Below are 25,655 nucleotides of genomic sequence, written 5' to 3' on the forward strand. Positions count from 1 at the left end.
ACAAAGGACAATATAAAATGTGTTTAAATTTTCATTAAACGACGATCTATAGGACATATGACAAACATCCTATATGGTGAATTTTATATAACTGTCAGCTAGTCAAGGAAATTCCTATAGGTATAAGGGGTGAATGTAGTGGCGTCGAGCATAGCTTCCCAATATAAAAACACCAATGCCATTGAATTTCTAGCATTCACTGAAGAAAGTTCGTTTGTTACCATTGAATTATAAGTTGATTATAGTATTAGTTTATTGAGTTAGTTTATTGAGTTAGTTTGTTGAGTTAGTTTATTGAGTTAGTTTGTTGAGTTAATTTGTTGAGTTAATTTGTTGAGTGGGTTCATTGGTTTGTTTTCAATGGGCACGATGCCTTGGATGACAATTGGAAACGATTGTCGCCAAGGCATTCTTTTTATACCATAAAATAGGTCCAATGAAAACATAGCCCTTTATCGAACGACAACAGGGGTCATGAGCATAGTACGCTTAGGGATATGGAACTTCTGGCATTCCATTGTGAAGAAAATTGGTCGAGTCCCTTTAAACTATTATCAACCGGAAATTGTTTTATCCTTTTAGTTCCTCTAATATGGACATGGATTTAAAAAAATATTTAATCTTGCTATACATTAAGTGTCATTGACATGAATGTTACTGTTCAAGAACTATCCCATAAAATAGATTTTCCAACAATAGTCGAAGGACTACTTAATGGTATTGGTCAAAATATCGGTCTTATCATGAAGCACCCTACCCACTGGACAGGTTTCCTATCTTTATCAAATTACTATGTGAATCCATATTATTATTGTTTTTGGGTTATCCTTACACCAGAATTAACATCAACCGCATAGGCATCTTTCGCAACTGTGTTCATTATCGCCTTTATTATTCTGGGCTCTCCTTCCCGTGCCATGACCCCGATACTGTTTTCCTTATTGGTTGATTTTACTTGCTCGATCACTTCTTTTTATTTACATGGATTGGGTGTTATAGTAAGAACGACCCAGAATTACAGTACAATACACAAAAAAGCGTGTACGAACATACCCAATCAATGTTAACGTACACATCTTTTGGTTTCTTTTTTGGATATATTTGTAATACGATGAAGAAAAAGATAACCATCAAGGATATTGCCCGGGTGGCAAATGTTTCTATAGGAACAGTTGATCGGGTCATTCATAAAAGGGGAAAAGTTTCCGAAACTGCCTTGCAGCAGGTGAATGATGCTCTAAAAGAATTGGACTACAAGCCTAATCCCCTAGCGCGAACCCTTAGAAACAATGTTGTTTATAAAATAAACATCCTCATACCTGACCCCAACAAGGATCCTTATTGGGTTCCTTGCGAACAGGGAATTAATGCCGTTATTGAAGAGTATGAGGCTTTTGATATTGAAATTTCAGTACTTCTTTTTGACCCCTCTAAACCAGAATCATTCTCCCAAATCGGCAACGATTTGGTCGAGAAAGGATCGGATGCCCTATTATTTGTGCCTTTATTCGAAAAAGAGAGTGTTCTTCTACTGGAAAAACTCAACAAAAAGGATATACTGACGGGAACTTTCAATAGCCTTCCCAGAAATCATGTGGACCACCATGTAGGCCATGATCTTTTCTTGAGCGGTAGGGTTGCCGCCAAACTCGTTTCCGATGTTATCCAACCTTCTTCAAGAATCGGAATAATACACATCAATGAAGCCGTAAATAATGCAATTCACATGCGCCAAAAAGAAAAAGGCTTTAGGACTTATTTCAAGGACCATTATGCCGATCATGATGTACTTACCAAAAAGATAAACACGAGTAATGTTACCGAGGCACTACGAGATTTCATAGCGGAGGAAAAAGTGGACATTTTTTTCGTGACTACCTCTAAAACATATGAAGTCGCACTTGCCTTAAAACAACTGAATAAAAAAGCAACTGTTGTAGGCTATGATCTCTTACCCGAAAATGTTGCGTGTTTACAAAATGGTGAAATTCAATTTCTAATACATCAGGCACCTAAGCTACAAGCATCCCTTTCACTCAAAAACCTTGTAGAAAAACTGTTGTTCAATAAAGAGTTTCCCAAAAAACAATTATTACCCATAGAAATCATCAACTCGGAAAATATAAAGAGCTACCTCTAACAATAACCCTCCTTAATGGCCTGCCCCTAACCCACAATCCGCTGGAATCAGTTTATAATATTTTTTTGATGTGATTCAACATTTCCCCATACATCAACCATGACCCGAAAAGCTTGGATGCGTGCTTTTAACACCCTCTTTACCCCCACAGAATACAACACCTTTTAGTAAGCAATAAATACCAAATCGCTGTTCCTTCATAATCAGCTTCAAATAAGTCAATTTCTTATTATTTTTAAATTAAAATCCATTAATATTGAATTTTAAAGGTCATAAATTGATGATTTTATAATTTTAACTTCCGTAATCCAAAAATTTACGAAAACCCTTTCGAAAATACCCATACACCAAACTATTTACCACTACTTATTGATTTACAGTATTTTACATAAGTTAATTAACCCGAGACCTAGATTCTAAAGACAACGACATTACCAATGGGTATGTTAAAAATGGAAGAGTTCATTATTATAAGAATAATTTTGAAGGAATGAATTTCAAAAATTACCGAATTGCATTCGGTTAATACTAGAACTATCATGGGAGCAGCCTACAAATTGGAACAACAGTTACTACAGAACCGAATCAGCTACAACATGCTGCCCCTACAAATAAAATATTTTCCAAATTCCAACCATCACAACGTATAAATCAAATAATATATTCCATTTAACCACATTAAAATCAAGTTTATGAAATTTTTTATAGATACCGCGAACCTAGACCAAATAAAGGAAGCCCAAGCATTGGGAGTTTTGGACGGAGTAACAACAAACCCTTCATTAATGGCCAAAGAAGGCATTACCGGGAAGGCCAACATACTAAAGCACTATGAGGCTATCTGCGATTGTGTCGATGGCGATGTATCGGCAGAGGTAATTTCAACCGATTTCGATGGAATGATTAAAGAAGGGGAAGAGTTGGCTGCCCTAAACCCTCAAATTGTGGTCAAATTACCCATGATTGCCGATGGTGTGAAAGCCTGTAAATATTTCTCGGACAAAGGCATTAGAACCAATGTTACCTTGGTGTTTTCTGCAGGACAGGCTCTACTTGCCGCAAAGGCAGGTGCCACCTATGTATCCCCATTTTTGGGAAGATTGGACGATATTTCTACCGATGGTCTTAATCTTATTGCTGAAATAAGACAGATATATGACAACTATGATTTCGATACCCAAATATTGGCTGCCTCCATCAGACACACCATGCATGTGATCAACTGCGCGAAAATTGGTTCCGATGTAATGACGGGGCCCCTTTCGTCAATTGAAGGTTTGCTTAAACACCCCTTGACCGATTCTGGTTTGGCCAAGTTTCTTGAGGATGCAAAATCGTTTGATTTGTAGATACACTAGCCAAAAAGCATCCATATAAATACATATCAAATCCAAAAGAACCATCCGCTTTGCAACCAATGTAATGGAACGTGTTCTTTTGGATTTGACACTACTATGATTTCCCGTATTAGGCCATACACAAGATCCCGATTCTACGTAAATGATGTCCAGACCGAATGGACTTTAAATGTACCTTCCTTTTCAAAGTCCTAGGACAACATTCGAATGAACGTAATACCACAATCCGTAAAATACGAACACATACTTCTATGCGTAGGAAGTAACCAGGCCTAAATCCCCATTGGAAAGATATAAGATCCTACTTGACCATTTCGTGAAAATGGGGCAAAAGATCCATGCCTTTTGCAAATTCATATCCAGTTATAATCAGGAAAACATCAAAAAAAACTATCGGGAATTTCATATCGGATGGGTCTTCTGAACGAGTAAATAAAAAATACTGGCCTAAAAGCCCATTAAAAAGGGAAATGCAACAAATGTATTACAGTTTGCTTCAATAATAACACCCCCAAAATTATAGTCAAAATACCTTTAGAAATTCAAAACGACACCCTAGGTTAATTGTTCGTTATGCTTAGTTTTTTTGCTTTACAAAATTAAATGACCCGACTAAAATAATTTTCTATTATGACCATGACATATAAAATTCGCGTACTTCTAATCGTTTTCGTTTTAAGCTTAAGTGCTTGCCAAACCAACAATAAGGATTCAAAGAAAGACACCTCCAAAGAAGAGGTCTCTTTAAAGGAACATTTCAAAGGAAGCTTTTTGATAGGGGCCGCAATCAACGATAGCCATATTGACAGATCGGATTCGCTTGGTATTCAACTCCTGAAAAAAGAGTTTAATTCCATAACCCCTGAAAATATAATGAAATGGATGTATGTCCATCCTGAAAAGGACTCTTATTTCTTTGACACTACAGACAAATATGTAGCCCTCGGCCAAGAGAATGGGATGTATATCGTAGGTCATAATTTGGTTTGGCACAGTCAGTTGGCGGATTGGGTCAACCCTATTAAGGATAGTCTTGAAATGGCTTCTGTATTAAAGGAACATATTAACACCATTGCCAGCAGATACAAAGGAAAAATCGATGCTTGGGACGTTGTAAATGAAGCCTTGAATGAGGACGGAACCTTGAGGGAATCCGTTTTTTCCAATACAATGGGCGATGGCTTCCTGGAACTGGCCTTTAAGGAAGCTGCCAAAGCCGATCCGGATGCAACACTTATATATAACGACTATAATCTTTGGAAACCCGAAAAAAGGGACGGGGTAGTTCGTTTGGTGAAAAAATTACAGGATAATGGCGCCAAAATCGATGAAGTCGGTATACAGGCACATTGGAGTTTGGAAGGCCCTTCCATCGAAGATATTGAAAATAGCATCATTGCATTTTCAGAGCTTGGGGTCAAGATTTCGTTCACTGAATTGGATGTCACGGTCTTGCCCAATCCTTGGGAGTTGGACGGGGCTGCCGTTAATCAAAATTATGACGAATTTGAAGGAGATCCCAAAATGAACCCCTATCCTAACGGATTACCGGATTCCGTTAAACTAAAACTCAGTAAACGATACCAAGATATTTTCAATCTTTTCACAAAACATAAAGAGAAAATAAGCCGGGTTACCTTCTGGGGCGTTCAAGACGGACAGTCATGGCTTAATAATTGGCCCATAAACGGCCGTACAAACTATCCGTTGTTTTTTGATAGAAATTATCAACCCAAGAAAGTGTACACGGATATTATCAGCGCTAAAAACAACTAATTGTTTATATCATATACGACCTACTAAATGGAAGATTTAAGTAATGAAAAATTATCGATAAAAGAAAAAATAGGGTATTCCTTAGGTGACCTTGCGGCCAATCTGGTATTTCAAACCTTAGTTACCTACCTATCTTACTTTTACACCGATATTTATGGGTTAAAACCAGAGCACGCAGCCATGGTAACCCTCGTTGTCGGCCTAATCGCGGCATTTGCCTTTAACCCGATCGTTGGTGCCCTGGCCGATAGGACCAACTCTAAATGGGGGAAATTTAGACCGTGGATATTATGGACGGCCATTCCTCTGGGAATTGCCTCCTTACTCGCCTTTAGCACACCGAATTTCGATTACCAGGGCAAGGTGATTTATGCCGTTGCCACCTATTCCCTATTGCTGTTACTCTATGCTTCCAACAATTTACCGTACTCCGCATTAAGCGGTGTGATAACCGGTAACATGAAAGAACGAAATAGCATTTCGGCCTATAGATTCGTTGCCGTTATGTTCGCGCAGTTCTTTGTACAGGTATTTATGTACGATTTGATCTTAAAAGCCGGGGGTGGTGACAAAGCCATGGGCATGGAAAAGGTCATGACATTCTTGGCCGTAATCGGTACGGTTATGCTTCTGATCACCTTCTTTACCACCAAGGAAAGGGTAATCCCCAAAATTGAACAACAATCGAGCTTAAAGGAAGATTTAGGCGATCTATTCAAAAACAGGCCTTGGATCATTATGCTGGTCACCACTACCTTGGTGTTTGTAACCCTGGCCCTTAAAGGTGGCGCCTATGTCTATTACTTTGAAAACTATGTAGACAATACCCAATTAGAATTGTTTTTAGATCCTTTAAGACCCTATTTACCCACTTTTGAAAACGAAACATCCTTTGGTTTGGGCATCTTCAACGGAGGGGGTATTCTCTTCGGTTTGATAGGTATTATGTTATCAAAAAAGTTCGCCGATAAATACGGTAAAAGAACCGTTTTTTCGACCACGCTGTTCATCTCCACTCTTTTTATTATCCTTTTCTACTTTTATCCTCCAAAATCCATTGAATTAATATTCGGGACTCAAATTTTACATGGATTCTTCTATGGTATATGTACCCCTATTTTATGGACCATGATCGCCGATGTTGCCGATTACTCCGAATGGAAGAACAACAGAAGGGCCACCGCTATCATATTTTCCGCAATGATGGTAGGTCTCAAAGGGGGGTTGAGTATCGGAAGTTCACTTTTAGCCTGGATACTAAGTCTCTATGATTATGTTCCGAACAACACGACCATTGGGCAGGAGGAACATACCATAAACGGAATAAAAATGTTGGTCAGTATTTATCCGGCCATTCCTTTTTTAATCGCTATCGGTCTAATGACATTTTATGAAATAAACAAGAAAATGGAATTAAGGATTGAAGCTGATCTACGCGAAAGAAGAAACCAATAATTCAATAATATAAGTATGCCAGAAGAGAGTATTGAACATATAGATTTTGAAGCGCTTAATAAAAAAGCCATTTCAAAGCCGTTGGTAAAACATATGTATACCGCGGATCCTTCCGCACATGTTTTTGAGGGAAAAATATACATTTATCCTTCCCATGACATCGATGCAGGTATCCCATTCAATGACAACGGCGACCATTTTGCCATGGAAGACTACCATGTTATTTCCATGGATACGGTTGAAAGCGAGGCCATAGACAATGGGGAGGCCTTACATGTAAAAGACGTCCCTTGGGCCGAAAGGCAAATGTGGGCTCCGGATGCAGCCCATAAAGACGGAAAATACTATTTGTTTTTTCCGGCGAGGAACAAGTCAGGTCTATTCCAAATCGGGGTAGCCATATCCGATTCCCCCACAGGCCCCTTTAAAGCGGAACCCTTGCCTATAGAGGGCAGTTATAGCATTGACCCTGCTGTTTTTGAGGATGAGGATGGCAGCTATTACATGTACTTTGGTGGAATTTGGGGCGGACAGCTTCAAAAATATCGAAATAACGTCTATGATGAAGCGAATGAGCTACCTAAACACTCCGAAGCGGCCCTATTACCAATAGTCGCTAAAATGACCGACGATCTATTAGGCTTCGCTGAAGAACCAAAGGGTATTCACATCGTAGACGAAAATGGGGATTTATTGTTGGAAGGGGACAATGAAAGACGGTTTTTTGAAGCCTCATGGCTTCACAAGTACAACGGAAAATACTATTTTTCCTACTCCACCGGTGACACCCATTTTATTTGCTATGCCATAGGGGACAACCCATACGGACCATTTACCTATACCGGCAAAATATTGGAACCTGTTGTCGGATGGACATCCCACCACTCTATTTGCGAAGTAGCCGGCAAATGGTATTTGTTCTACCACGATTCTAGCTTATCCAAAGGAATAACCCATTTAAGATCGGTTAAGCTTGCAGAAATAACACATCATACAGACGGTACGATAAGTACCCTAAAGCCATATTTGGATTAGTTTAATTTGGAATGGGAAAAGGAGTATTAAATAACTTAATACTCCTTTTTTTTGAATTGTACCACTACAACAGAATCCCTAAAAAAGCCTTTAAAACGCTAATTCATATCTTCATCTACGACCCTTAACCATTCGTATGTGGCCTTATTTGCACTCTCCTTCCCTAAAGAAGTAGTATACATAGCATAATAACAGCCCACAAAACCACCTGCTGTCTTAGTGCTTAAAAACGTAGCATCGACCTTTTCGGCGATAGGGCTCCAATTTTTGGTATCGCTTGAAAAATAAAAGTGATAAAACCCATTGTCCGCCATAATCTTGAGATATACTTTTTCATAATCTATTTTTATAGTGTTCATCGTTTCAAGATCACTTCCATTTGACTTTAATAATTGAATGACATTTTCCCCATCTTGATACGATTTGCACAAATAATAGAAGTGTTCCGCATTTTGGAAGACGACCAAACCAGCCTTCTCATTCGTTCTCGTGGTCCCAAAATCCATGGCTGTGGCGACTTCACCCTTCAAATGGGATTGCCTAACCCCAATAAAACTTGGATTCTCCTTATTGGAACAAGTTTCGGGCCGAGTCCTCAATGTTATCCCTTCGCTACCCATAGCATACCATTTAGTTATGGGAGTTCGTAAAAAATTATATTTGAAGTTCAATTCTTCCCCTGTGAAATCATCAAAAAACAATGAATCCCTCTTAATTTGGGTCACCTCTTTTGGAACTTTGATCTCATATCTTTTTTTGACCACTTCGCCCTGTAGATCAAAAACAGGCCAGTTATCTTTCCAAACAACCGGGGCCATGAACGTTTCCCGCCCCGTATTAAAGTGGTTTCCCGAATAAGGTCGGCATCCTAAGAAGACACCCCACCAATCCCCAAACCCATCTTCGAAAATATCGGCATGACCGGTTGAGGTCACTGCATTTTCCCTATCCTCAGGTAAATGACGCTGGGTCAATATTGGGTTTTGGGCATAGCTTTCATACGGTCCGGTTACCGATTGACTCCTAAACACCACTTCTGAGTGGTCCTCGGCAGTACCACCCTCGGCAGCCATTAAATAATAATAACCATTTTTCTTATAGATATGCGGACCTTCTATCCAAACAGGTTTTTTCTTAATATCGGTACCTCCATTTATTAAGATCATGGGTTCCCCAATCACCTTCAATCCCTTGATGTCAAATTCCACCATTTTAATCGTTCTATGTCCGTCGTACAAAGGGGTCTTTTCGGGAGCATCACTATTGTATACAATATAGGAACGGCCATCCCCATTAAAAAACAGGGAAGGGTCTATTCCTTCCACTTCAGGAATCCAAACAGGATCCGACCAAGGACCTGATGGATCGGTAGCGGTAACCACAAAATTATTCTTTCCACCAACAATGGTGCATGTAATATAATACACCCCATTGGCATAGCGTATGGCAGGGGCAAAAACACCTTGGGAAACCTCTAGTCCACTTAAATTCAATTGTTCTGGCCTATCGAGTACATTACCGATCTGTTCCCAATTGACTAAATCATCACTTTTGAAAATAGGGATTCCAGGAAAATAGGCAAAGGTTGAATTTACCAGATAATAAGAACCCGCTACCTTACAAATACTGGGGTCTGGATAAAAACCCGCCAGAATAGGGTTTTCGTATGTTCCTACATCAAACAATTGCCCAGTAGGTTGTTCTTTCTTAAGGGAACAACTTGTGATGATAAGGCTAAGTACAAACATTAAAACAAGTGATTTCTTCATAACTTATAATTTTTCTTTTAATCCTTCCAAAAATCCAAAATAAGCGGGTTTGGGCTGCAGGTCCCCGTCATAGATCGTTGGCCAATCCTTGAGATTGAAAAAAGGATTGATCCAGGTATCCCTATCGGTAAAATCCCAAAAGGTAATCCCGAATTGTTGTTCTTTTGGAACAATGGTACGATACATGCGAACAAGGTTCCTGTATTTATCCGCTTGGGCCAATTTCATTTCCCCAGTCAATTCCTTGTACACCTGAACACCCCCATTTCTGGTATCATCATGGGTATTGAAAATAATATCCACTTCGGAAAGATGAATCTGCAACCCCGTTTCAGAAGCCTTTTTTAGCGCGTTTGCTATGACCTCATCAGGGATATCCATTCGTATATGCATTTGAAAACCTATTCCGGAAATGGGGACTCCCTTATTCCTCAAACTTTGTATTACATCGAGGGTGGCTTTCAATTTTACCGTATCCCTTTCGATATTGAAATCGTTATAAAAAAGAATGGCATCGGGATCTGCCTCATGTGCGTAGGTAAAAGCCTTGGCTATGTAATCCTCACCCATGGAGTTGTACCAAATAGTTTCGCGCATGGCACCCCCTGCGGATTCCAATCCTTCATTGACAACATCCCAAGCCTTTACTTTTCCTTTATACCGTCCCACATAAGTTTCAATGTATTCTTTCATAAACCCCCCAAGCCATGTACTATCGGCCAATGCCTTTTCTTCTACCCATTTGGGTGTGGAACTATGCCAAATTAAATTATGCCCAAACAATCGTTGATTATGTTTTTGGGCATAATCAAGTATACTATCGATTCTACCCCAATAATAGGCCCCTTCCTGGGGAAGGACCCTATTCATTTTCATATCACTGGCGGAAGTGATACTATTAAAATTCCTTGTCTCCAATGCCTGTAGTTCAGCATCCTTTGTCAATGTTTCGATTCGGATGGCCGTTCCTATGGGAAAATCGGCGTAGTCCTTCAAACCGGAATCCATATCCTGGCTTAAAAGACCCTCTGAAAAAAAAGATATGGCCATAATTGCAAAAATATACCTGTAATTGAAATACTTGTTTTCCATGATTGAAATTGATAAAAAAAGCCTAAATAATTAAATTTAGGCTTTTCCAATGTTTATGTGATATTCATTTTAAAGCTTACTGTAAACCTTCCACATACCCTTGATAAGCCTGCTTTTTGTTATAATTTTCATCGAACAACAAAGGCCAATCAGGATTTCCCCAGAAGTCGATCAACCAAGATTCATTGTCCCTTAGTCCCCAAACGGTCAATGCAAACTTATTGTCCAGGGGAATGGCATTGTAGATCTGCACTACTTCCTTATACTTCGCCTTTTGGGCAGTTGCCCTCTCGTTGGTCAATGTTGTTTGATCCCCATCGGGATTCGCCCTTATATCCAACTCGGAAAAATGGAGTTTCAATCCCCTACTGACCGTAGCATCCGCAACACTTTGGATATCTGCCGCGGAAGGACCGTTATAGGAAATATGCATTTGGGCACCCACACCATCGATGAGGTTTCCTAAATCATCAACCAAATCAAATATGGCTGCGCGTTTGCTTGAACTCGCGGCAATGTTATAGTCATTGTAAAACAAGAGAACATCCGGATCAGCATCCCTAGCCCATTGAAAACACTTTCTAATGTAGTCATCACCCATTTTATCCTTGAAAACAGAGCTTCTAAGTGGATTACCCGAACCGTCGTCTATAGCTTCGTTTACAACATCCCATGAACGTACTTTTCCTTTATAACGGGTTACTACTGTGGTAATATAATCTTGCACCATGGCCTCGAACTCCGCGTCGGATCCTAAAAAATCAGTAACCCAATCCGGGGTCGCATTATGCCAAATAAGGGCATGCCCATGAACATTCATGTCATTTGCCTGCGCAAAATTTACGATAGCATCCGCAGCGGAAAAATCATAGTTCCCTTCCGATGGATACATGACGTTCATTTTCATCTCATATTCCGATGTTAGATTGTTAAATTCCTGTTTCAACAAATCCGTATATTGATTATCACCACTAACCCATGAAGAACGAGTGATCATACCGACGGAAAAAGTTGTCGCCAACCCTTTAAGTCCTTCACCGGAAACCGAACCACAAATACCATTGGGGCAAATACCATTTTCATCAACGATGATTTTTTTGCTTTCCTCGGTCTTTCCAGCCTTATTGGTTACAGTCAATTTAATAGTATATTCTCCGGGATTGGCATAGGTTACCTCTTCCAATCCTGCAGCATCATTTACTGTTCCGTTGCCTAATCCGAAATCCCATACACTTGTAAAGTCGGTCTCCCCCACTGAAGTATTATTCAGGAACAAGACATGGGCATCGGTTTCCGAAATCGTATATTCAAAAGAGGCCTGGACCTTATTAACGGGGATTATAGGCTCTGGCTCTGGTTCATATCCGTCGGAGGAACAGGAAAATACCGTTAATACGACTGATAGTAACAGAAATAAGTGATTTACTTTCATAATAATATGTTTCATATTTCCCTGTTTTTTCTTTTAGTTTTTTACAACCTTAATGTTATCGATAACGAAACTACCACCGGTAGCCCCCATATCCATTGCTATTAAGGTAGTGGCCGAATTCGCGGTAAAACTCCATGAATATTGTTGCCAATCTTCGGTTACCGTATAATCGCCTGCGTATTGTTCCCCGCCAACCCCTGGGTTCGTAGAATAACGCATAACAACAGGATCACCTTTTGCCCAAAGTGAAACGGTATATTCCTGACCATCCTCGGTAGGGAATGCATCACTAACAAATTGTGTGTCCCAAGGGTTTCCGTCTGCAGGGTTATTGACTCTCATCGCCCTAGACCCACTGAGTACCTCCGTTACCTCTGCAATTACCCTATCTCCACCGTTGTATTTGTTCCAGTTGGTAAAATCGTCACCATCACCTTCCTCAAGGCCACCGTTCAACAACTCACTATCGTTGGAAGGTAAGTCCAAGGCACTCGTACCTTTCACCATTTCTACGGCATCAATAATAAAATTACCTGAGGTAGCTCCCATATCCAAAGCGATTAAGGTTGTTTCGGAATTGGCTGTGAATGTAAAGGAATATTGACCCCAATCTTCGGTTATTGTATAATCACCGGCATATTGATCACCCCCAACACCTGGATTCGTTGAAAATCGTATCACCGATGGGTCTCCTTTCGCCCAAAGGGAAACGGTATAATCCGCACCATTCTCAGTCGCGATACCATCAGTAACGAATTGGGTATCCCAAGGATTTCCATCTGCTGGATTCATCACTTTAGCGGCCCTATAGCCCACCAAAACCTCTACAGTTTCTGAGGTAATCCTATCGCTTCCATTGTTTTTGTTCCAATTGGTGAATTCATTATCATCGCCATCAACAAAATAGGCGTTCTGTATAAGGTTTTCCGGATTGGTCAAAAATCGTACATCTGTTGGTGGTGGCAGAACGACTGTCAAACTTTGGGTGGTTTGTAAATAAGAACTGGTACCGACCATTGTCAACGTAACGGTCTTATCCCCAGCAGTACCGAATTGATGTTCCAAAACCCCATTATCAGCGTATTTAGCAGTTTCATCCGAAAACTCCCAATAACTATAGAATTCCCCTTTATCAGCAGTGGTATTCTCCAAGTAATAAATGCTGGAGTTCTCAGCTGATTCGGTTATCGTAAAAGAAGGTTGCTCGGAAAGAGTTACAATATCAGAATCGTCATTATCATCGCAAGACCATATCAATAGTCCCAGAAAAAATAAGTAGTATAATTTATTTGATTTCATAATTGTGATAGTTGAATTAATAATTTACGTTTTGAGTTTGGGAAAATTTGGGAAGAGACAGTGCATATCCCTATGCACTGTTCCCCAAATTAAACTAACTCTAAAACTAATTTTCTTAAATTAATAACCAGGGTTTTGGTCAGCACTGGTCAAATTGGCGTTAGAACTAATTTCCCTGTCAGGGATAGGCCACAATTCGTGCTTACCTGCCTGAAAATTAGTGTCCGCCAATTCTGAAGCAACTATGCCCCAGCGGATCATATCATCAAAACGAACCTGCTCGCCATTCAGTTCTACCTTGCGTTCGTGTACAATAGCATCGAAAACCTGTGCCTTTGACAAGTTAAGTGGTAGATTGGCCAAACCGGCCCTTGTCCTTACCCTGTTTATTAACCCTATCGCATCCGCCTGTGTTCCCACTTCATTCTCACACTCGGCCATCATCAAAAGAACATCGGAATAGCGAATGATTTTTACATTGATGCCTGACTCCGATGCCTCATCGGTCTGCTTGTAATAATTTTGATATTTTTTCCAAGCAACGCTACGGACATTACCCCCATTTTCTGCAAAATCATCTGCAACAAAGGTATTCTGCCCATTATTATAGGTATCTCCTGGGACATAAAAACTTCCTTGGAACCTATTGTCGCCAGGTTCAAACTCGGCAACCAAATCATCTGAAGGATATACGTTGAACCAGTTAAGAACACCATAATCCTGACCTCTAAATGTGGCATGGTTTGGTCCTGAACCACTAACAGGGGAATCCCATTTAGCACCTGTACCCAAAGCAATATCATATTCAACTTCAAACACGGATTCTATTCCATGTTCAGTCTCTTCCTTAAAGTTATCGTAATAATCAGTTTCCAAATCATAACCGGACATTGCCTGAAAAGCATCCAAAGCCGCTCCATATTCCTTTTCATACAACAACACTTTTCCTAGGAATGCCTGTGCAGCCCCTTTAGTGGCCCTACCTTTATCTTCCTCAGACTTACGCAATAAATTGGCCGATGCAAAAGTCAAGTCCTCAACAATCAGATTGATTACCTCAGCCTTGGTACTCCTTGGTGAACCTTCAGGAACATCTTCGGCAGTTCCCGAACGTATAGGGACACCACCAAACCTATTGACCAACAACCAATAATAATATGCTCTCAAGAACCGTGCTTCACCAATAAACTTCCGCTTCCTGGCTGGACTCAATTCACTGTCTGAAATTTCATTGATCTTATCGGCATTACCGATTATAAAATTGGCCTTATTGATTCCTCTATAGCAACTATCCCAATAATCGAATATTTGATTATTACTTGAATCGAATGAAAAATCCGCGAACGTAACCTTATCACCTTCCTGCTGGGAATTTCCCGCATTTTCATGTGACATGTTATCCATCATATAAAACATCAATCGTCCATACAGACCAAAGGGCTGAAGGTTTGCATATGCTGCATTTATTGCCGATTGAACCTGGGATTCATTCGAGAAAAAGGTGTCTGGTGACAATTGATTGGGGTTTGACAATTCCAGATCGTTCTCTGAACAGGAATCCACCAAAAACACTCCCATTAACAATATTACTAGTAGTTTATATTTTGACATGATTATTTTTATTTAAAATGTTACTTGAAGTCCTAACAAAAATGATTTTGGTTGTGGGTATAAACCTCGATCAATACCAAATTCATTACCGCCCAATTCCGGATCCAAACCTGAATAATCAGTTATGGTAACTAGATTTTGTCCACTGATATAAATTCTGAACTTGGATATATACTCTTCCAAGAAATTGCTTGAAAGGGTATAGCCTAAAGTCACATTCTTTAACCTGGCGTAAGACCCATCCTCAACAAAACGATCGGACACTCCGTTGTTTTGTGGTGCTCCCAATGCCCTAGGTTCCGTACCCGATGGGTTTGATAAAGACCAACGATTATTATTGTAGTCTTGGCTGATATTGAACAATCTATTGGCACCCCCTACCAAATCATAGGTGTTGGTATTGAATATTTCATTGCCGGATACCCCCGTTACGAATAGATTAAAATCGAAATTCTTATAATTGGCATCGAAATTAAAACCATAGGTAAGGTCTGGGAAAGGGTTGCCTATGATATCCCTATCTTCAGAAGTAATATCCCCATCATTGTTTAAATCCTTAAATCGAATATCTCCAGGTTGAACTGTAGTTTGACTAGGGTTCGCCGTGAATACAGCATCTACCTCCGCTTGATTTTGGTAGATACCATCGCTAACCAAACCATAGAAGTGAAAGAAAGACTCCCCAACCACTGTACGTGTAATGTTACCACCACCTTTAAAAGTTGAACCTACAACTCCATCAACTCCAGCTAAATTCAAAACTTTATTCTCTGTGGTACCCAAATTCAAGTTGGCCGACCAAGTAAAGTCACCTTCACTGTCCCTATACCCTAGGCTCAATTCAAATCCTTTGGTTTCACTAGACCCCAAGTTTACTGGTAAGCTACCTGAGTTAATACCGTTTGATGCTGGTGGTGGAATGTAAATCAATAAATCCTTACTGGTGTTTTTATAATATTCCAATGAAGCGGTAACCTTCTCTTGGAATAAACCAACGTCCAAACCAACATTCATGATTTCCTTGGACTCCCACTGTAAATCCTCATTGGCTCCACCATTGGCGGTAACCCCAAATGCGACCTCACCATTTATTGGGTATTCAAAGCCACCGGTCAATGTGGGCGCGTATAAATAGTCACCGATACCATCACTACCCGTTGTACCATAACTAGATCTAAGTTTTAAGGTACTGAAAGCCGTGTTTTTCATAAAGTTCTCTTTAGCGATATTCCATCCTAAAGAACCTGAATAGAAATTCGCCCAACGACTGTTGGCTCCAAAGCGGGAAGAAGCATCGCGTCTAATTGAAGCCGAAGCAATATACTTGTTGTCATAATTGTAGTTTACACGTCCTAAATACCCCAATTTATTGGTTTCATAGGAACTACTACCCAAGCTAGAATCCTCATTAGACAATTGGTCAACTTCATCGGTAACGGCATTTCTACTTCCCATGCCCACATTACTGGATTTACCTTCATATTTTTCAACCAATGCCAACAATTCAATATTATGATGGTCGGCTATGGTTCTATTATATCTAAGGCTGTTATTGAAAATAATGGTTTGTCCGTAACCTTTACTTCTTGAAATGGACGCATAATCCTGTGCATGGGTTATACTGCCCGTTACACTATCATCACTAAAGGAAGGTACAAAACGTTTATTGTCATATGTATAGTAATCCAACCCTACCTGGGATTTGAAATTAAGTCCGTCCAGAATCTCGAGTTCAGCATAAATATTCCCGATAATACCGACATTCTTATTTACCGCATCACCAAGTGTTTGCACCCTAACCGGGTTTTCTGCATCCTGACCATCCACTGAGGAGGAAGGCCCTTGAAAACCACCCAAATTATTTGGATTGTAAACCGGCAAATAAGGAGCGGCTTTTACGGCATGTTCCAATACCGTTCTACCCCCAGAGCTCAACTCTGGATTCTGTTTGCTAAAGGCCACGGACATAGACTCCCCAACCGTTAGTTTTCCAAACTTCGCTGAACTGTTGGCCCTAAAGGAATACCTTTCAAAACCAGTTTTCACCAAGGTACCTTCTTGCTTTAAATATTCAGCGGAAAAATACTGTGAGCCATTTTCATCCCCCTTGGAAAATGATAAATTATAATCCTGGATTATACCTTGCCTAAAAACCTCATCTTGCCAATCTGTATTATTTTGATAAAGCTCCAAAGGCCTATCTGGAAATACCCCCAAGTCAGCAGCATATTTTAAGTATTCAACAGTATTTAAAACATCATAACGCTTTGTTACGGATTGGTAACCTGTATAAGTATTAAAGTTAAGTTGGCCCTTACCCCCTTTTCCTTTTTTCGTGGTCACCAGGATTACCCCGTTAGATCCTTGTGCACCATAAACCGCTGTGGTAGATGCATCCTTTAAGACCGATACATTTTCTATATCATTTGGACTAATACCTGAAAGGTTACCGACAATAACCCCATCTACAACAAATAATGGACTGTTGTTGTTTAAGGAACCTAATCCACGGATCAACACCGAGGGCGTAGAACCGGGAACCCCACTATTGGCAATGGTGAGTCCTGCCGATCTTCCTTGTAAGGCAGATTCCGCATTGGTCACTGGCAAAGCACTGATCTCTTCAGACCCTACTGTTGAGATGGCCCCTGTCACTGCCACCCTACTCTGTTTACCGTAACCAACGATTACGACTTCCTCCAATTGTTCCGAAGAAGTTTCCAACACAACATTGATGGTGGTCTGATTACCTACCTGAATCGTTTGTGTGCGTGTACCAACGTAACTAAATACCAGTACGTCCGTGGCGTTAAGGTTATCGATGGAATAATTTCCGTCAAAATCCGTTGAAACACCGTTCGCTGTCCCTTGTACCACAACCGAGGCTACGGGTAGGGGCATACCTGAATCATCTGTCACAGTCCCTCGAACAGTCTGTTGCGACAGCATGCTTTGTGAAAAAATCATCACAACTGCGATAATTGCAATTTTCAATTTGGTCATCCTTGAGTTTGTTTAAGTTAATTTTAGTTTATTTAAAAGGTTGGTTTCTTTGAGGGAATTCCAGTTCCTTCAAATCACATACGTAAAAAGAAATCCGATAAAAATCAAGATCAAACCTATAAGCAAGACTTCTCCCAAGATTTTTAATTTTGAATATTTTTTCTTCATCCCTAATACGACTATGCACCACTATCAAAAATATATTTGTATTATAACTTTGAATGCCAAGTATTGAGCAGTAGGTGAAACTAATGTTGCAAATGGGCCGTACTTTACCCTTTACACAACATTTGTGTTAATTGACGCAACATTTGTTGTAAATGACTATGAATCATTAACATTAAAACAAAAATGAAGTGATAAAGGTGGTAATTTGTGCTAGGAAAAGTTAAGGTCTCACCACATCTGTCGGAAGGACCCCAAATAATGCCTTGAAACATTTTGTGAAATAGGAAGGGGATGAAAACCCTACTTGATAGCAAACCTCGCTGATGTTTATTTCCACATCAGTTTCAATGATCTGCTTGGCTTTCTGCAATCTGACGTTTCGTAAAAATTCATTTACGGTCTGCCCAGTAAGTGTTTTAATCTTTCGGTATAGTTGGCTACGACTTAAATTGAGCTCTTTGGCCAATAACTCCACACTCAAATCGGGATCGCTTATGTTCTCATGGACATAATTCAACACCTTTTGTATAAATCCTTTATCCAGTGAGGTGTTATTTGTGTTTTCATCACCACCACTGATATTCCTAAAATATTTATCAAAGATGATTTGTCGACTTGTGATCAATTGATTGAGTCTAAGCCTTAACAGCCTCATATCAAATGGTTTGACCATATAGGCATCGGCACCGAATTCTATTCCCTCGATCCTATCGTCTATTTTGGCTTTTGCGGTCAGCATCAACAAAGGTATATGGCTGGTCCTCAAATCCTCCTTAATAAACTTACAGAACATAAACCCATCCATATTCGGCATAATGACATCTGTCAAGATAATGTCCGGTAAAATATCTTTTGCGATTTTTAGCCCTTCTTTACCGTCTTTGGCCACGACTACCTTGTATTGTTCCTTAAACTCATCTTTTAAATAATTGCGTAGCTCCGCATTATCCTCAACGATCAACAGTGTGTAAGACTTATATTTAGGGGGTGATTTTTCCTCTTGCCCCTCCATTTCCCCTTTTTCACTATCAATTACCCCAAAGGATTCCCTAGAAGAAGGTCTCAAGGCTTTCGATTCTTCCAAAAGAAGCTCATTTTCACTAAAATACTCCTTCCCTTTGGGCAAAACTATTCTAAATGATGTGCCCTTTCCTAATTCACTGGTCACCTCAATCTTTCCTTTATGCAACTGCACGAAGCTTTGTACCACCTCGAGTCCTATACCGGTTCCCCCGTAATAGGTTTCATTAAGGTTTTTTACTTGATAGAAACGTTCAAATATTTTCCCGACCTGTTCTTCCGTTAACCCTGGTCCTGTATCGGAAATAACTATTTCGACAACCTTTATTGGTTCATTTTCATCAACCAATGGCAATTTTTCAAAAATATCGTTTGATACGATATCCAAGGTTATACCCCCACCCTCATTCGTAACTTTCATTGCATTGGAAAGAATATTGAAAATGATTTTCTCCAACATTTTCTCATCGGCATAAATGGGAATATGATCTTGGTCTTTATCGATGGTCAAGTGTATGTTCTTGCTTAATGCCTCCGCTTCGAAATAATCTATTACCTCATTCGATAATACACTTAAATCAAGTTCCTTTACTTTGATATTCACTTTGTTATGTTCCAGTTTCCTGAAATCCATAAGCTCATTGATAAGCCGATAAAGCCTATCCGTATTCTTATAGATAACGTTGTGTTTATCCCTGATCTTCGCCGGTAGGTTAAGGGTCTTATCCCCAATAATATCTTTAAGAGGGTTTATTATAAGTGTCAAAGGGGTTCTGAATTCATGAGAAATATTGGTAAAGAATTGTAGTTTCTGCTTATACAATTCATCTTCCCTTGCCCGTTGGTCCCTTTCGGCACGAATCAATTGTTTTTCCTTTATTCGTTTCTGTGTGACCAAATTCAACAGATACACCCCTAACATGAATAAACACAGATAACAAAGAAGTGCGATATTCGTTTTCCACCAAGGAGGTAGTACGGTAATCTTTAGTTCTAAGGGAGTCTCATTCCAAATTCCATCATTGTTCGCTGATTTTAATTTAAAGGTATATTCCCCCTGATCCAAATTGGTATAGGTCGCACTTCTTTGACTCCCCACATAATTCCAAGAATCCTCCAATCCCTCAAGGTAATAGGCATATTGGTTCTTTTCTGGTCGCGTATAATTAATGCCGACATAGTCTATGGTGAAAACAGACTGTGTATGATCTAATGTGATTTCTTTTGTTTCGGAAATGACCTTTTTCAAAGGGGATCCTTCCCCATTGGCAACTACCCCCTCATTAAAAAGCTTAAACCCTGTCAAATATAATCTTGGAACCCCTTTGTTTTGGCTAATCTCGTTGGGGTCAAAAAAATCAATGCCTTTATAATTCCCAAAATAGAGGATGCCTTGGTCATCTTGCAGTACTGCATTGAAATTGAAATCATCGGAAAGCAATCCATCGTTTTGGGTATAGTTGGTAAACTCCCCTTGCGACAGATTGATTTTGGTAATACCCGAGTTACCACTTATCCAAATATTGTCGTTATCACTTTCTAAAACACTGGATACCGTTTCATCATTTAGACCAATGATCTCATTGTAAAAAACATATTCATTCGTTTCATCATCATAACTACATAGGCCCGAGCCCCTAGTGCCTATCAAAATTTTACCATCCTTACTTTCATATAAGGAAAGTATATGATTCGCACTGGTCTTATTTTGACTTGTGTTATGAACCTTTTCCGCAAGGGATTTCACTACGAACCCTCCCGAACGTTCCTGAGTGACCTTAAAAAGGCCTTGGGTCGTACCCAACCATAGGTTATTCTTGGTGTCGACCAATACTTTTCGGATAGCACTGGTATGGATTTCATTTTGTACGAAGGGCTCTGAAGTATGCCGAATAAACTCCTGGGTTTTCGGATTGTACGAAATGAGTCCATCGTAGAAGGTCCCAATCCAAATTGTACCATCAGCACCCTCCGCAAAACTCATTATACGGTTGGAATTAAATACATCGGGTAGATTTTTGCTACTGAAATTGGTAAAAGAATAGGAGCCTTCCTTCAAAAGAAATAGTCCATTTTGCCAGCTTCCGACCCACAAATTTTTATGACTATCAAAAAATATGGTTTGAATATCCGAACTTTTTAGCCCGGAATACCTGCTTTTACCCCGCCCAATATGCTCAAACCTATTCGTCGTAGGATCATAGGTGTCAATACCCCCACCATCCATGCTTATCCAAAGTTTTCGATCATCACCCATTAAAATACCGGTAACAGACCCCACATCCAATGAATTTGTTTTATAGGGCAGACTTTCAAGACCCTTGAATTTATCGTACAAACTATCGTAAACAGATATACCACTGTTATAATAGCCGACCCAAATCCTGTTATCGGTATCCAATAACAACGCCCAAATTGAATTTGAACTAATGCTTTTTTTATCGGTTTTATCCTGAACATACCTATTGATGAGATTGCCATTGACCCCCATATGAAATAGACCGTCATTCTCTGTACCCACCAAAACAGTACCATCGGCAAGTTGGACCATATCCAGTATTCGTTTGTCGGTAATATCGTAATGGCTAATGGCATCCAAGCCACCCTTTTCGATCCCTTTTTCAATTTTATAGACCCCTTGCGATACGGTGCCTATCCATATAGAACTGTCATGGGCCAACAAAATGGACTGAACCTGATGCTTAAAGGTAACCAAGCCTTTATCGGTATTGAAATACGAAAATTTGAACTTATTGTCCTCTTTATGGTATTCCTCCAGACCTAAACTGGTACCCGCATAAATTTTGCCTTCCCCACTAACCTTTATATCATTGACATTCACAATATTCCTTGAGGAAGCAAAATTGGAAGCCACCCGTCTAATAATCGAATCCCCTGCCGCCAATCTGAAATAACCATTCTCAAAACTCCCAATGAAGATATTATCCGAAGCATCGCCATAAATCGTAAATGCCGAAAAATTGTAAATACCACTTTTATTGTTCCTTTCGAATGGAATCCGTACGAATTTATCCAAGTCCCTATCATAAAGGTTCAACCCGTTCTCGGTGCCTATCCAAAGTCTATTTTTCGTATCTAAATAGGTGCAGTGTATTAAGCTACTATTTAAGGAAGTAGAATCATTAATCCGATGTTTGTAAGATGTATAATCAATACCATCGAATTTATACAGGCCTTCACCGTTGGTTCCCATCCATATAAAACCATTTTGGTCCTGTATTATGGTAGAAACCGCAACCTTGGAAATACCATCTTTGATATTCTCAAATTCAAAGCGCTTGGTTGCTTCCTGAGCCATTACAAGCACAGAACCCAGTGTACTAAGAAATACAAAAAAAAGATTTATCCTATTTCTATTGCTCATATATATAACAGGGATTATTCAAGGGTTATGCTACCATCTGTGGTAAGAATCCATCTATCCATTTCAAAACCATCCTCCCTCATGGAGAACGATATTATATAATCCCCTGGTGAATCAAAATTAAGAAAAATAGTTTTTGGAATACCGCAATGGTTTTCTGGAACCCGCTGTGCCGATGACCATGTCCATTGGTTTTTATTATCACACCATTGCATCCTGGCACCACTTTCGGGCCATGTACCATCAACCCCAACATGCACCCCATTATCTTCGGATCCACTCGAATAGGCACTTACCCAAACATAATATTTTCCTGGAGTATTTATTTTGACTTTATAGGATACGATACCACCAATACCTGCTATAGGGAAAAAATTTACACCGTGCACCAAAGGATCGCCATGCGTAACCCTAGTGTCGGGTAAAGCTTCAATATAAGCACCATTGCTGGATGTTTCTAGATGGTGTTTTATTTTGGGATTGGAAGTTTCCTGTGACCGTAAAACCCAATCGCGTTTTGTGCCATTATTTGATTTATAGTGAAAGGATTCCGCCTCTACCTCCAAATACCCATTGTTTTCCTCAAATGGGGCTACGTTCTTCAATTGTTCTTTTACAGAAAGTCCGTCCGGAACCAATTTAAGGGCATTCCATCTACCTCTAGACCAAGCGGTTTCCCCATTTTCCGGTATTTTCCCATGGGTCATGACCTTTGATTCTATTTGGATGACATCATAGGTATATAAGTACATCTTATCCAAAGCATGCCTAATAGTCTTAAAGTTTTCAGTGACCTCTGGATTCACCAGTGTATCCAGTACCGTTCCATTAACACGGACAATATATTGTGATTCGCCATCGTTTTCAGCCATACTGATAAAAGATGCCTTATACAGGCCTTCCTTGCCCGTAAAAACGGCATATGCAGAAGCAAAACCTTTGCGTTGATCCTTTTGGGAGGCATCAATGGCCAAAACCCCGTTTAATTCATCACGGTAAAACGAAGGTTTTTCATTATTCTGTTCATAGACAAAATCACTCAAGGCATCCAAGGTTATAACCTCTGGTTTTGATTTTGCTTGTGTGCCTACAACTTTCTTGCGTTTTATAAGGGCTACCCAATCCCCTTCTTTGTTTGGAGGGTAACCAATATCCACGGCTTTCCCCCCTTTGATTTGTTTTAAAGTCCCTTTTTGGAGTTTCCCTCCGGTTCTCGGATTGAACCATGCTACCGTAAACATTGATGTTGTATTCAATATATCGATGGTCGTTTTCTGGACCTTTGGAAGGTATATGGCATAGATTTCCCTGTTTTTCACAAAGACATAATCATCATTATTACTTGTTAGATCATCCGCACTATGCATATCATAAAAAGGTAGATGGTCATGAAAAAAATCAAGGGCAATTTTCGTTTGGTCCCACAAGGCATCCCGCGACCTCCAGTCTTCACAATTCAAATCCATATGGGCAAACTTGTAACCAAAATACCATTCAACCCCTGCTCCCCCTGCCATTAAATTACCCCAAAGCACTGGCCCCCTTACTTCATCATGTGTTGGATCATCCGCATCGGGTTTTGCCCCGACATCCGCAGGGCCTATCTCATCGAGATTCACTACCCAGGTTTTTTCGGTTTTATGGGACTCCTGAATCCACTTTTTAGTTGTTTCATGCACCAGATGTGGATCATGGATTTGGATGGATGGCCCATCTAAATATGGGTTACCAAGAAGCGGTCGCAAGATCTGGTCTTGTTCTTTAGGAACTGAATGTGTGTGCAAAGCCACAAAATTTTGATACGGATCATTACGCTTAATGTACTCCATCATTGCCTTTCTATCTTCATCATCCTGACCTTTTGGCGACCAATGAACGGGACCGTTCTCTTCACCCAAATTCCAAGTAACACCCAAATGGTGGGAAAAACGGGCTATCAATTCCCTTAAGTATAACTTTCTTTGCACCCCCAGTTGTCCTATATCCAACAACAATTCATTTTCTGTCTCTTGCAAAACAATATGGAGCATTAATCCCAGTTTGTCCATATGGTCAAAAACAATCTCCCACTGATCCAACTTGCTACAATCGAATCGATACCTTTCATTTTCATGAATCCAGGGCCAGACATCCTTTCCATCCCCTTGAACGTTCATGGTTAGAAAATAAACAGCGTTCATTCCCTTAGATGCCAAATAATTCAATGCCCCTATTATATTTTTTCCCTTATTACCCTGCCATATCGGGTCACCTTGCTTCCAATCCCCGGCATGAGGGCCATATTTGTGGGAAGCAGGTGTTTGATCAAATTCATAATATCCCAAAAAATCCTCAGGGCTATCTGCACCTCCTTTTAAAAAAACCTCTTTGGTTTCGGCATATCTTAAATATCGTTCCCCTGTATATTGAATACGCCCTTTTGATTCCGGCCCCATAGAACCATCTTCTATATCGGTAATCACAAACGAACCTTTGACCCCGTCAAAAGACACGGGGCTCCCAGCATCCACTGAGTCGTTAACCGCAATGTTCTCTCCCTTCCTAAATGAAACTTCATACTTCCATTGCCCTATTTTATCAGGTCTAAATCGGACTTTCCAAATCTTCCCCTTGGTTGAACTGCTTTCCGATGCATTCCCATCAGCAGCATAAAAACCAGGTATAACATATTCGGTATTCCCATTTTTAAAAGTAACGTTGAGGCGATAATTCAAAAAGGGATTATAAGCGTCATCCTCACTCAATTCTTCCCCCTCAAAAGTTAAGGTCACTTTATGCCATTTCTGTAATTCCCCTTGTATTCTAACCTCTTGTCCAAGCAGATTGTTAAAACCGCAAACAATAATGAAGAAAAATAATGCCTTTGTACTTCCCATCAATAATCTCATTTAGCCGTTACGTTCGACGAACACAATTTCTATTTGTAATAGGCTTTAAAAATATTCAGTTATCCATATCATTCTTAGTACGCATGAAGCATCCTATGCGACAATTGTGGCATTTTAAATTTTAAACCCTAACCGGAAATACGATATGGGAATCCAATTTGGGCTTTGTAGCTTTTTACTGCTAATTAACATGAAGGTAATTTCCCTTTGAAATTTATACAACT

15 protein-coding genes are annotated in these 25,655 nt (G+C 39.9%); 5 read left to right on the plus strand and 10 right to left on the minus strand.

Annotated elements, in window-relative coordinates; genetic code table 11:
• Window positions 1-98: 98 nt before the first annotated feature.
• Window positions 99-224, minus strand: coding sequence for a hypothetical protein (locus LX92_RS22930; protein ID WP_262509853.1), 126 nt, complete (start codon window positions 222-224; stop codon window positions 99-101).
• A 584-nt stretch (window positions 225-808) separates the two neighbouring features.
• The gene (locus tag LX92_RS22485; protein WP_170117873.1) at window positions 809-967 is read right to left on the minus strand and encodes a hypothetical protein; all 159 of its coding nucleotides are present in this window, start codon (window positions 965-967) and stop codon (window positions 809-811) included.
• A 144-nt stretch (window positions 968-1,111) separates the two neighbouring features.
• Between LX92_RS22485 and LX92_RS15965 the strand changes: the two genes are divergently transcribed.
• From LX92_RS15965 to LX92_RS15985, 5 genes are all read left to right on the plus strand, one after another.
• Entirely contained in the window at window positions 1,112-2,140 is a 1,029-nt protein-coding gene (locus LX92_RS15965; protein WP_170117874.1) for a substrate-binding domain-containing protein, read from the plus strand.
• 692 nt (window positions 2,141-2,832) lie between these two features.
• Complete coding sequence (gene fsa, locus LX92_RS15970; RefSeq protein ID WP_109652814.1) at window positions 2,833-3,489, plus strand: fructose-6-phosphate aldolase; 657 nt, start codon at window positions 2,833-2,835, stop codon at window positions 3,487-3,489.
• 639 nt (window positions 3,490-4,128) lie between these two features.
• Complete coding sequence (locus tag LX92_RS15975) at window positions 4,129-5,274, plus strand: endo-1,4-beta-xylanase (protein WP_223308390.1); 1,146 nt, start codon at window positions 4,129-4,131, stop codon at window positions 5,272-5,274.
• 27 nt (window positions 5,275-5,301) lie between these two features.
• Window positions 5,302-6,729: an MFS transporter gene (locus tag LX92_RS15980; protein WP_109652816.1), complete on the plus strand. Its 1,428-nt coding sequence runs from the start codon at window positions 5,302-5,304 to the stop codon at window positions 6,727-6,729.
• A gap of 15 nt (window positions 6,730-6,744) precedes the next feature.
• A complete protein-coding gene (locus LX92_RS15985) occupies window positions 6,745-7,764 on the plus strand; it encodes a glycoside hydrolase family 43 protein (RefSeq protein WP_109652818.1) in 1,020 nt (339 codons plus the stop codon).
• Window positions 7,765-7,862: 98 nt separating this feature from the next.
• Here LX92_RS15985 and LX92_RS15990 read toward each other — a convergent pair whose 3' ends face one another.
• The 8 genes from LX92_RS15990 to LX92_RS16025 form a co-directional block, all read right to left on the minus strand.
• The gene (locus LX92_RS15990) at window positions 7,863-9,533 is read right to left on the minus strand and encodes a glycoside hydrolase family 43 protein (RefSeq protein WP_109652820.1); all 1,671 of its coding nucleotides are present in this window, start codon (window positions 9,531-9,533) and stop codon (window positions 7,863-7,865) included.
• A gap of 3 nt (window positions 9,534-9,536) precedes the next feature.
• Window positions 9,537-10,625 (minus strand): endo-1,4-beta-xylanase, encoded by a 1,089-nt coding sequence (locus LX92_RS15995; RefSeq protein WP_109652823.1) that lies wholly within the window; start codon window positions 10,623-10,625, stop codon window positions 9,537-9,539.
• Between the two features lie 76 nt (window positions 10,626-10,701).
• A complete protein-coding gene (locus tag LX92_RS16000; protein WP_109652825.1) occupies window positions 10,702-12,072 on the minus strand; it encodes an endo-1,4-beta-xylanase in 1,371 nt (456 codons plus the stop codon).
• 18 nt (window positions 12,073-12,090) lie between these two features.
• The gene (locus LX92_RS16005; protein ID WP_109652827.1) at window positions 12,091-13,356 is read right to left on the minus strand and encodes a carbohydrate binding domain-containing protein; all 1,266 of its coding nucleotides are present in this window, start codon (window positions 13,354-13,356) and stop codon (window positions 12,091-12,093) included.
• 120 nt (window positions 13,357-13,476) lie between these two features.
• Window positions 13,477-14,967, minus strand: a complete 1,491-nt coding sequence (locus tag LX92_RS16010; protein WP_109652829.1) for a RagB/SusD family nutrient uptake outer membrane protein — start codon at window positions 14,965-14,967, stop codon at window positions 13,477-13,479.
• A gap of 12 nt (window positions 14,968-14,979) precedes the next feature.
• Window positions 14,980-17,970: a SusC/RagA family TonB-linked outer membrane protein gene (locus LX92_RS16015; RefSeq protein WP_109652831.1), complete on the minus strand. Its 2,991-nt coding sequence runs from the start codon at window positions 17,968-17,970 to the stop codon at window positions 14,980-14,982.
• A gap of 388 nt (window positions 17,971-18,358) precedes the next feature.
• Entirely contained in the window at window positions 18,359-22,543 is a 4,185-nt protein-coding gene (locus LX92_RS16020) for a two-component regulator propeller domain-containing protein (RefSeq protein WP_170117875.1), read from the minus strand.
• Window positions 22,544-22,557: 14 nt separating this feature from the next.
• Window positions 22,558-25,419 (minus strand): DUF5060 domain-containing protein, encoded by a 2,862-nt coding sequence (locus tag LX92_RS16025; protein WP_170117876.1) that lies wholly within the window; start codon window positions 25,417-25,419, stop codon window positions 22,558-22,560.
• Window positions 25,420-25,655 lie beyond the last annotated feature (236 nt).

The sequence above is a fragment of the Maribacter polysiphoniae genome (assembly GCF_003148665.1).
Lineage (GTDB): Bacteria > Bacteroidota > Bacteroidia > Flavobacteriales > Flavobacteriaceae > Maribacter_A > Maribacter_A polysiphoniae.